General features: G+C 71.9%; 7 protein-coding genes and 1 pseudogene. 5 read left to right on the top strand and 3 right to left on the bottom strand.

Features of this window, described 5'->3' with window-relative positions:
• Positions 1-10: 10 nt before the first annotated feature.
• The gene (locus HDC93_RS39330) at positions 11-262 is read right to left on the bottom strand and encodes a DUF6069 family protein (protein ID WP_185012011.1); all 252 of its coding nucleotides are present in this window, start codon (positions 260-262) and stop codon (positions 11-13) included.
• Positions 263-404: 142 nt separating this feature from the next.
• Between HDC93_RS39330 and HDC93_RS17305 the strand changes: the two genes are divergently transcribed.
• Positions 405-746 carry a peptidase inhibitor family I36 protein gene (locus tag HDC93_RS17305; RefSeq protein ID WP_260419620.1) on the top strand — a complete coding sequence of 114 codons (342 nt, stop codon included), beginning with the start codon at positions 405-407 and terminating at the stop codon, positions 744-746.
• Between the two features lie 134 nt (positions 747-880).
• Here HDC93_RS17305 and HDC93_RS17300 read toward each other — a convergent pair whose 3' ends face one another.
• Positions 881-1210 (bottom strand): helix-turn-helix domain-containing protein, encoded by a 330-nt coding sequence (locus tag HDC93_RS17300; protein ID WP_031102890.1) that lies wholly within the window; start codon positions 1208-1210, stop codon positions 881-883.
• 108 nt (positions 1211-1318) lie between these two features.
• Between HDC93_RS17300 and HDC93_RS17295 the strand changes: the two genes are divergently transcribed.
• The 3 genes from HDC93_RS17295 to HDC93_RS17285 all read left to right on the top strand — a co-directional run bounded on the left by HDC93_RS17295 (position 1319) and on the right by HDC93_RS17285 (position 8927).
• Positions 1319-1723: an STAS domain-containing protein gene (locus tag HDC93_RS17295; RefSeq protein ID WP_185011791.1), complete on the top strand. Its 405-nt coding sequence runs from the start codon at positions 1319-1321 to the stop codon at positions 1721-1723.
• A gap of 288 nt (positions 1724-2011) precedes the next feature.
• A complete protein-coding gene (locus tag HDC93_RS17290) occupies positions 2012-6283 on the top strand; it encodes a HAMP domain-containing protein (RefSeq protein ID WP_185011789.1) in 4272 nt (1423 codons plus the stop codon).
• A gap of 103 nt (positions 6284-6386) precedes the next feature.
• The gene (locus HDC93_RS17285) at positions 6387-8927 is read left to right on the top strand and encodes a SpoIIE family protein phosphatase (RefSeq protein WP_260419634.1); all 2541 of its coding nucleotides are present in this window, start codon (positions 6387-6389) and stop codon (positions 8925-8927) included.
• 21 nt (positions 8928-8948) lie between these two features.
• Here the strand turns inward: HDC93_RS17285 and HDC93_RS17280 are convergent.
• Positions 8949-10623 (bottom strand): annotated as a pseudogene (locus tag HDC93_RS17280) (NAD-dependent malic enzyme).
• A 633-nt stretch (positions 10624-11256) separates the two neighbouring features.
• Here HDC93_RS17280 and HDC93_RS38420 point away from each other — a divergent pair.
• Positions 11257-13167: a hypothetical protein gene (locus tag HDC93_RS38420; protein ID WP_260419619.1), complete on the top strand. Its 1911-nt coding sequence runs from the start codon at positions 11257-11259 to the stop codon at positions 13165-13167.
• The last annotated feature ends 1 nt before the right edge of the window (position 13168 follow it).

The raw sequence follows: 13168 nt of genomic DNA, 5'->3' as shown, positions 1-13168 counted from the left end.
GTGCCGGCGGTCACTCCCTGGCCGCTCCGGCTCCCGCTTCGGGGAAGGTGCCGCCCAGCCCCGGGATCAGCACCGCCGCCACCGCCAGACGCATCAGCGCGAGGGAGGTCCGGGTGCCGCCGTCCATGCCGTCGCCGAGGAGGGGCAGGAAGGACTTGGCCAGTACGGTGCCGGCCACCGCGGTTGTGCGCGGGAGAGCGGACTGGACGACGTGCGGGCCCGGTTGGAGGCCGCCCGGCTCGCCGAGGTCCGTGCCGCGCACCGTGAGGACATCGCCACGTACGACCAGGTGCGCGACCGCGCACCGCGCCGCGCGGCCCGGCTGCTCGCCGGCCGGCCCTCTCCCTCTCCGAAAGGTCCTGTCCCGTCATGACGAAAGCAGGCTGTTCCACGCCGTCCCGGCGTTGTCCCGCCTCTTCACCGGCGCTCTCACCACGGCAGGCACGGCAAGCGCCGCCGACCGCCCGAGCGGTGAGTTCTGCGTCTGGGAGAACGCCGACTTCTCCGGTCAGCGCGCCAACTGGTCCGGCGACGACGGCTGGTGGGAGAGCTGGATCGCGGACGCAGACTCCTCCTGGGCCAACCACGGGATGTCCGGGCCCGGTGTCAAGGACCACGTCAGGGTCTACTCCAGCGCAGGTCAGGGCGGGCAGATGGCGATCTGCCTCACCCCCGGCCAGGAGGTGGGCTACAACGGCGTGGCCAACGACCGGGGCGACTCCCACACCTGGGCCATGAGCTGCTGACACGGGGCACACGCCCGAAGCCCCTGTCCGACACCACCGGGCAGGGGCTTCGCGCCGTCGGCCGGAATCCGCGCCGGGCCTGCCACGACATGCCGCCTCCCGGTGCGGGTCGTCCGTAGGTCGGCCCCCGCCCGCTACGGGGCGACGGGTTTCCTGACGCGGTCGGTCTCGTCCTGGACGAGCAGGGAGAGCAGGGAGGCCACGGAGAGGCCGGCCTCGGCCGGGTGGCGCAGCACCTTGTCCGGCTCGATGCGGTAAATGTTCGTGCGCCCGTCCTTGGTGTGGGAGAGGTAACCGTCCTGCTCCAGATCGGAGATGATCCGCGAGACGGCACGTTCCGTCAGTCGGCAACGGGCGGCGATGTCGCGGATGCGGGCGTTCGGGTTGTCGGCGATGGCTGCCAGTACGCGCGCGTGGCTGGTGATGAACGTCCATCCGCTGTGGGGCTCGGGCACTCCTACCATGCCCGGTATTTTAGGGGGCCACCATTGCCGGAACGTAGATACATGACATACTTTTCGTGCAACTGATGACGTGCTCCCATCGGGGAGAGCCACAGAAGGAGCCCGAAGGTGCCCTGGGACGACGCCGGCGTGCCGGCGCTCACGCGCGACACCGGCGCCGCGCTGCTGCCGGAGCAGGTCGCCACGCACGCCCCCGAAGGGGCCGCGGTACTGCAGTACGAATGGCTCGGGGCCTGGGTCGTCGTCGCCCGCGGCTCCTACGACATGGACTCGATCGCGCCATTGTCGGACGCCCTGGGAGTCGCGGCCGGGACGTATCCGAAGGTGATCCTGGACGCCTCCGGCATCACCTTCGCGGACTCGACGCTGCTCAATCTGCTGATCCTCACCCACCAGGCGGGCACGCTGCGCGTGGTCGCGCCGTCCCCTCAGTTCCAGCGGCTCTGCGAGATCACCGGAGTCGACAGCATCCTGGAGACGCGGACCTCGGTGGACGACGCCGCCGTCTCCTGAGTCGCCCTTCGCGGGGGCGAGGATGCGGGGAAGGGACTTCCCCGTCGGAGCGGGCGCGGTGTCGCAGCTGCCGGAAACGGCTGGTGACGCGGCACCCGCTGCTCGGCCGAGGAGGGCGGCTCCTGCTTTGTTCAGGGCTTGAAACGTGGGTTAACCTGCGGCGTATTTCCACACCACATACATGTCTGTGACGTGGAAACACATGCACGACAACCGGGCCGCACATCGGCCCGGGGGGGTCCGAGTCCTCGGCTTCGAGGGCTCTTGGGGAGCGGAACGAGGGTGCTCATGACCAGCGACAGCACTGGGGCCGTCGATGCCGTGCCGGGCGACCAGGAGTTGCGCCGGCTGCTGGCCGGCCTGACCGCCGTACGCGACGGGGACTTCGGCACCCGGCTGCCGGACGACGCGGACGGCCTCATGGGCGACATCGCCAAGGTCTTCAACGGCATGGTCGACCAGCTGTCGGTGTTCACCTCCGAAGTCACCCGGGTGGCCCGCGAGGTCGGTACCGAGGGCACGCTCGGCGGGCAGGCGGAGGTGCCGGGCGTCTCGGGCACCTGGGCCGACCTGACCGACTCGGTCAACGCCATGGCGGGCAACCTGACCACCCAGGTCCGCGACATCGCCCAGGTGGCCACGGCGGTGGCCAAGGGCGACCTCTCGCAGAAGATCGACGTGCCCGCCCGCGGCGAGATCCTCCAGCTGAAGGAGACCGTCAACACGATGGTCGACCAGCTGTCCGCGTTCGCCGACGAGGTCACCCGCGTCGCCCGCGAGGTCGGCAGTGAGGGACGCCTCGGCGGTCAGGCACAGGTGCCCGGCGTGGCCGGCGTCTGGCGCGATCTGACCGACTCCGTGAACCACATGGCGGGCAACCTCACCAGCCAGGTCCGCTCCATCGCCCAGGTGACCACGGCGGTCGCGGAGGGCGACCTGTCGCAGAAGATCACCGTGGACGCGCGCGGGGAGATCCTTGAGCTGAAGAGCACCATCAACACGATGGTCGACCAGCTCTCGGCGTTCGCCGACGAGGTCACGCGTGTCGCCCGCGAGGTCGGCACCGAGGGACGCCTCGGCGGCCAGGCGGACGTCAAGGGCGTCAAGGGCACCTGGCGCGACCTCACCGACTCCGTGAACTTCATGGCGGGCAACCTCACCGGCCAGGTCCGCAACATCGCGCTGGTGGCCACGGCGGTCGCCAAGGGCGACCTGTCGCAGAAGATCACCGTGGACGCGCGGGGCGAGATCCTTGAGCTGAAGAGCACCATCAACACGATGGTCGACCAGCTGTCCGCGTTCGCCGACGAGGTCACGCGTGTCGCCCGCGAGGTCGGCACCGAAGGGCGCCTCGGCGGCCAGGCCCAGGTGCGCGGGGTGTCGGGCACCTGGAAGGACCTCACCGACAACGTCAACGTGATGGCCTCCAACCTCACCGGCCAGGTCCGCTCCATCGCCCAGGTCGCCACCGCCGTGGCGCGCGGCGACCTGTCGCAGCGGATCACCGTCGAGGCCGCCGGCGAGGTCGCCGCGCTGGCCGAGGTCATCAACACGATGGTCGACACGCTGTCCGCCTTCGCCGACGAGGTCACCCGCGTCGCCCGCGAGGTCGGCACCGAAGGGCGCCTCGGCGGCCAGGCGCACGTGCCGAACGTCGCCGGCACCTGGAAGGACCTCACCGACAACGTCAACTCCATGGCCAACAACCTCACCGGCCAGGTGCGCAACATCGCGCTGGTGACGACCGCGGTGGCCAAGGGTGACCTGTCGAAGAAGATCGACGTGGACGCCCGCGGCGAGATCCTCGAACTCAAGACGACGATCAACACGATGGTCGACCAGCTGTCCGCGTTCGCCGACGAGGTCACGCGTGTCGCCCGCGAGGTCGGCACCGAGGGACGCCTCGGCGGCCAGGCCGAGGTCGAGGGCGTCTCCGGCACCTGGAAGCGCCTGACGGAGAACGTCAACGAGCTGGCGGGCAACCTGACCCGGCAGGTCCGCGCGATCGCCGAGGTGACCAGTGCGGTCGCCGAGGGCGATCTGACCCGCTCGATCAACGTGGAGGCGTCCGGCGAGGTCGCCGAGCTCAAGGACAACATCAACTCGATGGTGGAGTCCCTGCGCGAGACCACCCGGGCCAACCAGGAGCAGGACTGGCTCAAGACCAACCTCGCCCGCATCTCCAGCCTGATGCAGGGCCACCGCGACCTGCCCGTGGTCGCCGAGCTGATCATGGACGAGCTCGTCCCGCTGGTCTCGGCCCAGTACGGGGCCTTCTACCTCGCCGAGGACGGCGACGACGGGCCCGAACTGCGGCTCGTCGGCTCCTACGGCTACCCCGAGGAGAGCAGCCGTCCCTCCCGTATCGCCTTCGGCCGCACCCTGGTCGGCCAGGCCGCGCGCAGCCGGCGCACCATCATGGTGGAAGATCTGCCGGACGGCTACGTGACCATCTCCTCGGGCCTCGGCCAGGTGGTGCCGAGCGCGCTGGTGCTGCTGCCCATCGTCGTCGAGGGCCAGGTCCTCGGCGTCATCGAGCTGGCCTCGGTCACGCCCTTCACCCAGATCCACCGGGACTTCCTCGCCCAGCTGATGGAGACCATCGGTGTCAACGTCAACACCATCGTGGCCAACGCCCGCACCGACGAGCTGCTGGTCGAGTCCCAGCGCCTCACCGTCGAACTGCAGGCCCGCTCCACCGAGTTGCAGGTGCAGCAGGAGGAACTGCAGCGCTCCAACGCGGAACTGGAGGAGAAGGCCTCGCTGCTGGTGGCGCAGAACCGGGACATCGAGGCGAAGAACCTGCAGATCGAGCAGGCCCGCCAGGAACTGGAGACCCGCGCCCAGCAGCTGTCGCTGGCCTCGAAGTACAAGTCGGAGTTCCTGGCCAACATGAGCCACGAACTGCGCACCCCGCTCAACAGCCTGCTCATCCTCGCCCAGTTGCTCGCGCAGAACCCGTCCCGCAACCTCACGCCCAAGCAGGTCGAGTACGCGCAGATCATCCACTCCGCCGGTTCCGATCTGCTCCAGCTGATCAACGACATCCTCGACCTGTCGAAGGTCGAGGCCGGAAAGATGGACGTCACGCCCGAGCGGGTGACGCTGCGGCAGCTCATCGAGTACGTCGAGGCCACCTTCCGGCCCATGACGACGCAGAAGAGCCTGGACTTCACGGTGACGACCGCCCCCGGCGCGCCCGCGGACGTGCTCACGGACGACTCCCGGCTGCGCCAGGTGCTGCGCAACCTCCTGTCGAACGCCGTGAAGTTCACCGAGCAGGGCGGGGTGGAGCTGAGCATCGAGCCCGCGGCGGACGACGAGGTGCCCCCGGGCGTGGTCCGGGGCGCCGCCGTGGTGGCCTTCCGCGTCAAGGACACCGGCATCGGCATTCCCGAGCAGCACCTGGAGACGATCTTCGGCGCCTTCCAGCAGGCGGACGGCACGACGAGCCGCAAGTACGGCGGGACCGGCCTGGGCCTGTCCATCACCCGCGAGATCGCCCAACTCCTCGGCGGCGCCGTGTCGGTGCACAGCACACCGGGTCAGGGCAGCACGTTCACGCTCTTCCTGCCCGTGGCCCGCCCCGACTTCGAAGAACTGCTCAACCACGGCAGGCCCCTCGAGCGGACCTCGGCCGAACCCGTGCCGCAGGGACTGGCCGGTTCGGTGCCGGTGCCCCAGATCGGGCCCGGCCCCCGGCCCCGGCGCCTGCTCGTCGTGGAGGAGCGCTCGCGCGGTCTGCTGACCCTCGTCGCGGAAAGCGTGGTCGCCGACCTGACGCACGGCCGCGCCGACGGCGCTCAGCGGCCCGCGGTCGACGTCATCACCGCCGTCGGCGCGCAGGAGGCGGCCGGCGCCCTCGCGTCCGAGCCGTGCCACTGCGTCGTCCTGGAACTGGGCATGCGCGACGACGAGGCGTCCCGCTTCCTCCAGGCCCTGGAAGGCGACTCGGCGCTGACGAGCGTGCCGGTGCTGGTGCACAGCAGTCACCCCGGGGACGTGTCCATGGACGAGACGCTGCGTTCCCGGTCCGAGGGCGGCGCACTGGAGTTGTTGTCCAGCCTCGACGAACTGCGCGAGCGTATCGCTCTGCACCTGTCCGCCGAGGAACCCGGGGACGTGCTCTCCCTCGTGCGGACCGAAGGGCCGCAGCACCTGACGCCGCCCTCCGTCGACGACGCGACGGCGGGCCGTACCGTCCTCGTCGTCGACGACGACGCGCGCAACCTCTTCGCGCTGAGCGGGATCCTTGAGATGCACGGCTTCCGCGTCCTGCACGCGGAGAACGGGCGCAGGGGCATCGAGACACTGATGAACAACCCGGACGTCGCCATCGTGCTGATGGATGTGATGATGCCCGAGATGGACGGCTACACCGCGACCGCCGAGATCCGCCGGATGCCGCAGTACGCCGAGCTGCCCATCATCGCCGTCACGGCCAAGGCGATGCCGGGCGACCGCGACAAGAGCCTCGCCTCGGGTGCCAGCGACTACGTCACCAAGCCCGTCGACACGCGCGACCTCATGGCCTGCGTCCGCCGCTGGCTGCCCGCATGAGCACACCGGCGCCCGGCCCCCGCACCGGCGGGCCGGGCGCCCCGCAGCGCCCGTCGTCCCGCGCCCCAGGGCACTCCAGCCGAGGAGCCTCCACACCGTGAGCATGTCCGAGCAGCCGCGCGAACCGGGCCGCGGCGGTGAGCCGAAGCACGACTCGGCCCCCGGTCCGCAGTCCGTTCCGCCGTCGGTGACGTCCGACCCGTTGCCCCTGAGCATCGAGGGGGAGCCGAAGGCCTCAGATGAGGACGGGCCGGCTTTTGAGGAGCCGTCGGAGTCCCCGGACGCGCCGCCCGCCGGCCTCGACAACCTCTCCACCGCGTCCCCGGTGGGCCGGCTCGCCGCCACCGTGGAGCGGCTCAGCCGGGAAGTGCGGGCCGCCCAGGCGGAGGCCGAAGGGCGTGCCCTGATCGAGCTCGCCAAGGGTGTCCTGGTCGAGCGGCTCAAGTGCGGGCCGGCCCAGGCCGCCCGGCAGCTCGCCCAGTTGGCCGAGCAGGCCCAGGTCACCCCCCTGGAGCTCGCCGTCGACGTCATCAACCAGGCTGCCCGGGACCGGATGTCCGAGGTCACGGACGCCTTCCTCGCCGCCACCCGGGCCGCCGACGAGGCCGAGAACGAGTCGGCCGCCGTACGCCTGCGCGCGGCGGAGAGCGGCGTCCTGGCCGCGGACGACGCCCAGGCCGTCGCAGACGCCCTGCTGGAGCAGGCGTTGCGCCCTCTCGGCGCGGTGGCCGTGGCCATATGGGCGGCGGGCGCCGACGGTTCCCTCACCCTGGCGGGCAGCGCCGGCTTCTCACCGGCCGAGGCCGCGCGCTGGCGTTACGTGCCTCCGGACGTGGTGACCGTGGCGCGGCGGGGCCTCATCGAGCGCGAGGGGCAGTGGATCACCACCCTCGGCGCGACCGGGCTGCCCACCATCGGCCTGCACCACCACCCGGACGGCGGCCGGGTCGCCCTGCCCGCCGGCACCGGGGGCCGCATCCACGGCGTGCTGGAGATCGCCTGGCCGGAGCCGCTCGCCCCACAGCCCCCGCAGATCGTCCGCCAGGTGGAGGCGCTCGCCGAACTGTGCGCCCACACGCTGGAGACCCACGCGCCGTCCCAGGGAGCGGCCCAGGAGCCCCGCGTGCTGCCGGACGCCGCCGAGCTGATGGACCTGGCCGACGGACTGCACGACCCCGCCCTCGTCCTCGTGCCGCACCTCGACGCCGACGGACACCTGGTCGACTTCCGCATCCAGCACGTGAACAGCCGCTTCCTCGACCCGGCGGGCAGGCCGCGGGCGGTCGTGAACGGCGCGCTGCTCCTGGAGGCCTACCCCATGGCCGCGGGGGACAGTGAGTTGTTCCAGCGCGTCGAGCGGGTCTACGCCACCGGGGAGCCCTTCCGGGCCCGCCGGATGAACCTCACCGCCCTCGTCGACCAGGTGCCCCTCTCGGCGGTCGCGGACATCAGCATCAGCCGCCACGGCATGTCCGTCCTCCTCATCTGGCGCATCGAGGACGAGACGGCGCGACTGGCCAGCCTGCTCCAGAACGCCCAGCGGCTCGGCCGCATCGGCGGGTTCGAGGAGAACGTGCTCACCGGCGAGATCACCTGGAACGGGCAGCTCTTCGACCTCTACGGACGGCCGCAGACGAGCACCCCGGTGCCCCTGGAGGAGCTGCCGGCCCATGCCCACCCGGACGACGGCGTCTCCATCCGCCGTTTCCTGCGCACGCTGCTGCACCACCAGCGGCCGGCTGCCGCCGCCTTCCGGCTCCAGCGGCCGGACGGAGTGACCCGGCACATCCGGATCGTCGCCGAACCGGTGCTGGACACCGACGACCGGCTGCTCCTGGTCCGAGGTGCCTGCCAGGACATCTCGGCCCAGCACTGGACCGAGGTGGCGCTCGCGGCCACCCGCGACCAACTGGCGCACACCGAGCAGCAGGCCACCGAACGCAACCGGCTGACCCTGCAGTTGCAGCACGCCATCATGCCCCCCACACAGGCGCCGTTGCAGGTTTCCGGCCTCCAGGTCGCCGTCCGCTACCGGCCCGCGGAGACCGAGCAGTTGGTGGGCGGCGACTGGTACGACGCCGTCGTCCTGCCGTCCCGGAAGGTGCTGCTGTGTGTCGGGGACGTGGCCGGGCACGGCATCGAGGCCGCCACCAGCATGGTCGTCCTGCGCAACGCGCTGCGCGGCCTGGCCGTGACCGGCGCCGGCCCCGGCCAGCTGCTGTCCTGGCTCAACATCGTGGCGCACCATCTGACCGGCGCCGTCACCGCGACCGCGGTGTGCGGACTGTACGACCCGGTCCGGCGGACGCTGCGCTGGGCCCGGGCGGGACACCTGCCGCCCGTCCTCGTCCGGGACACCGAAGCGGAGCCCCTGCCCCTGGTCAAGGGCCTGTTGCTGGGGGCCGCCCCCGAGGTCGTCTACGAGGAGACCGAGCTGCAACTGGCCGCCGGGGACACCTTGTTGATGTACACGGACGGCCTGGTCGAACGCCGTGACCGGCCCGTGGAGGAGTCCCTCACCCACCTGCTGACCACCGCCCGTGCGGCACCGAGCACGCTCGACCAGCAGCTGGACCGCCTGCTGACCTACAGCAAGTCGGACACCGACGACGACACCTGCATCGTGGGCATCCGGGTCGGGTGAGGGACGTCGCGGGCCACTAGTCTAGTCCTCGTACAAGGGCGTCCACTGCGCCCGGGCGACGGCCTCCCGCAACTCCTCCTCCGTCGCCTGCGGGGCCACCCCGTCCTCGACGGCGGCGAGGGCCGCGGCCAGGGCGATCTCGCGGACGGACTCCCGCATCCCGGTCAGCGGCGGCAGCAGCGGCACGGGCATGTCGTCGCCGTCCGCCGCCCGGACCGCGCACCGGGCGACGGCCCGGGCGGCGGCCACCAGCATGCGGTCCGTGACCCGGGTGGCCCGGCTCGCGGTGACCGCGAGGCCCATGGCCGGGAAGACGTACACGTTGTTCGACTGCGCCACCGGCACCTCGCGCCCGTCGACCGTCAGCGGCGGGAAGGGTGAGCCGGTGGCGATCAGCGCCCGCCCGTCGGTCCAGCGGGTGAGGTCGGCCGGCTCGGCCTCGGAGTGCGAAGTGGGGTTGGAGAGCGGGAAGACGACGGGCCGTTCGCAGGTCGACGCCATCTGGCGCACGATCTCCTCGGTGAACGCGCCGTGCGCCGTCGACAGCCCGATGAGCGCCGTCGGCTCGACGCGGCGCACCACTTCGCCCAGGCCGGTGCCGTCCCAGTCGGCCACCTCGCTGTCGTCGCGCGCGAACGCCCGCTGCTGCGGGGTCAGTTCGGAGCGGGAGGACACCAGCAGCCCGTCGATGTCGACGATCCAGAACCGGGCCGTCGCCTCGTCCTCCGGCAGACCCTCGTCGACCATCGCCGTACGGATCATGTCGGCGACGCCGATCGCGGCCGACCCCGCGCCGAGGATCACCACGCGCTGCTCGGGCAGCGGGGTGCCGGCCACGTCCGCAGCGGTGGACAGGGCGCCGAGCGTGACGGCCGCGGTGCCCTGGATGTCGTCGTTGAACGTGAGCAGCCGGTCGCGGTAGCGGGCGAGGATCGGATGGGCGTGCGCGGTGGCGAAGTCCTCCCACTGCAACAGCGTCCCGGGCAGTTCCGCCTCGACAGCCGAGACGAACGCCTCGATCATCTTCTCGTACTCGGCGCCGGTCAGCCGCCGGTCGCGCCGGCCCAGGTAGCGGGGGTTGTCGAGCAGGGTCTCGTTGTCGGTGCCGACGTCCAGCAGGATCGGCAGCGTACGGGCGGGGTGGATGCCGCCGATCGCCGTGTAGAGGCTCAGCTTGCCGATGGGGATGCCCATGCCGCCGACGCCCTGGTCGCCCAGGCCGAGGATGCGCTGGCCGTCGGTGACGACGATGACGTCCACGTCGTGGTCCCGGTGCGGGCGGTTGCGCAGGATGTCCCGGAAGCGGTGCCGGTCCTCCCAGGTCAGGAACAGACCGCGCGGCCGCCGGTAGATCTCGCTGAACTTCTGACAGGCCTCGCCCACCGTCGGCGTGTAGACGACGGGCAGCAGCTCCTCCAGGTACTCGGTGACCAGACGGTAGAAGAGGACCTCGTTGGTGTCCTGGAGCTGCCGCAGGTAGATGTGCCGGTTGAGGGGCTTGTCGTAGCCGTGGAACGCCTCGTAGGCACGGGCGACCTGCTCGTCCAGGGTCTCCACGGCGGGCGGCAGCAACCCGTCGATGCCCAGCTCCTCGCGTTCGGCGGCTGAAGGCGGTGCCCCTGTTGACCAACGGGTCGGCCAGGGTCGTGACGGCGGGGCTGGTGGTGGGGCGGGGGTGATGCGTCGGCTGATCCATGAGGCAACGCCTTCCCGTGACGCGCCGGTTCGTGCGGGTGACGTGTGCCATCCGGATGAACCACCGGCTCCGTGAACCGCCGGCTCCGAAGCACCGGCTCCGAAGCACCGGCTCCGAAGCACCGGCTCCGAACCACCGGCTCCGAAGCACCGGCTCCGAAGCACCGGCTCCGTGAACCACCGGCCCCGTGAACCATCCGGACGAACAACCGGCCCCGTAAGAACGTCCACCGGTCACCGATGAGTTCCGCACCGCCGTCCGGTCCACCTCTCCGTACACCCCACCGCGCCCCAATGCCCGTCAGGAGACAGTGACATGAGTGTGCCTCCACCCGGATCGTCCGCTCCGCGTCCCATGTGGTTGCCGCCGCGCTCGTGGTCCCGCTGCTGGCGCGCAGGCTCTCCCACGTGCGGCGCTGAACACGTCCCAGCCCGCCACACCACCGACACGTCCCAGCCCGCCACACCACCGACACGGGCCCGTCGCGTCTAGGCGCCGACGGGCCCGTCGCTGTCCGCCCCGACCCGGGCGACCCGAACGGCCCAATCCCGCTGCGCCGGAGGAGGCGACCGTGGATGACCGGTGTGACCGTGGTGGAAGGAATGCGCGTGCACACGGTGACGAGGAGGCGCGATGGCGGAGGCACTGGCCGAAGGCGGCACGAAGAGCGCTGCCACGAGGGGCGGCGCCGGCCCGTCCCCGGGCGTCTTCGAGCAGCTCGGCGCCGTCGCCGACGCAGTCCTCTACGAGGGCTACCTTCTCTACCCCTACCGCCGTTCCTCCACCAAGAACCGCGTCCGCTGGCAGTTCGGCGTGCTGTTCCCCCGGGACTGGGTGGAGGCGGACGGCCCCGTCACCCCCGGCGTCTCCGGCTCCGCCGACTCCTGGTACCAGCGGACCGAGTGCCTGCTGCGGGTCCGGCAGCCGGACAGCGCCCGGGTACGCGTGCGGGTCCGCTACCTCCAGATGCAGCGCAAGCAGGTGGAGGAAGCGGGCCGGCCCGTCGAGTCGCTGCGCGGCGACGACGGCACGGTGCATCTGACCTTCGACGAGGCCCTGCCGCGCGAGTGCGAGATCGAGGCCCCGCTCGACGAACTCCTCCTGGGCGGACGCACCGTCACGGTGAGCGCCGCGGCAGGGGAGGACGCCGAGCCGCTGCCGGACGGCACCGGGCGGGTGGTGCGCAGCCGCGAGGAGATCCGCGCCGAGACCACCGTCACCGCCGAGCGGCTCTCCGACGACCTCTGCCGGATCCGCGTACGGACCACGAACACCGCGCCCGCACCACCCCCGCGCACTCCGCGGGACGAGGCACTGCGCCGGGCCCTCATCGCCACGCACACCCTCATCGGCGGGGACGGGGTGGAGTTCGTCTCGCTGATCGATCCCCCGGCGGACCTGGAAGCACTCGTGCGCGCGTGCCGCAACGAGTTCACCTTCCCCGTGCTCGGAGGCGAGGCCGGCGACACCGGACCCGTCCTGCTGTCCGCGCCGATCATCCTGCCCGACCACCCCCAGGTCGCCCCCGAAAGCCCCGGCGACCTGCACGACGCCGCGGAGATCGACGAGATCCTCACGCTGCGCACGATGCTGCTGACCGACGAGGAGAAGCGCGAGGCGCGGGCCACGGACCCGCGGGCGGCGGCGATCCTCGACCGGGTCGACACCATGCCGCAGGAGGTCTTCGAACGACTCCACGGCGCCGTCCGCTCCCTGACACCGTCCACCCCGACGGCGTCTGGGGACCGGTTGTCGGGCGTTGTCGGTTCTCGGGAGCCGGTCACTTTCTCCGCGGCGTCTGCCGACCGACTGCCCGACGCTGTCGGCTCCCCGGAGCCGGTCCCCCTCGCCTCGGCGCCCGCCGACCGGTCGCCCGGCGCCGTCCGCTCCCTGACACCGTTCCCGGACCGGCTGCTCGACGCCATCGGCTCGCCGGCACCGGTCACCCCCACGGCGTCCGCCGACCGGCTGCCCGGCGCTGCCGGCCCCCCGGCATCGGCCAACCCCGTCTCGGCGTCCGCCGACCGACTACCTGACGCTGTCGGCTCGCCGGCACCGGTCAACCCCGCCTCGGCGCCGGCCGACCGGTCGCCCGACCCTGCCGGCTCCCCGGAACCCGTCACCTTCGCCACGGCGTCCGCCGACCGGCCCGCCTGGTGGCAGGCGGGTGCCGACGACGGTCTGTCCCCGACCACCGACACCGTGCTCGTCGACGGCGTCCCGCTCGGCGGCGGCAGCCGCGTGCGGCTGCGCCCCCGGGGACGCGGCGCCGACGCCCAGGACATGTTCCTGGCCGGGCGGACCGCCGAGGTCGCCGCCGTCTTCCACGACGTGGACGGCAGCGTGCACCTCGCCGTCACCCTCGACGACGACCCCGCCGCCGAACTGAACAACTGGTACGGCCGCTTCCACTACTTCCGGCCCGACGAGCTCGAACCCCTCGAGCCCGCCGGATCCCCGGACGAGCCGTCGGCACCGGCTCCCGCCGCAGCTCCGGCGCGGCACACGTCCGACTCCGAGACCCCCGCAGCGGAGGCCGAGTGAC

The organism is Streptomyces sp. AK010 (assembly GCF_014207295.1).
GTDB classification, from domain to species: Bacteria; Actinomycetota; Actinomycetes; order Streptomycetales; family Streptomycetaceae; genus Streptomyces; species Streptomyces massasporeus.
Note: the sequence above shows the minus strand (reverse complement) of the source record. Positions and strands in the feature narration are given on the sequence as shown.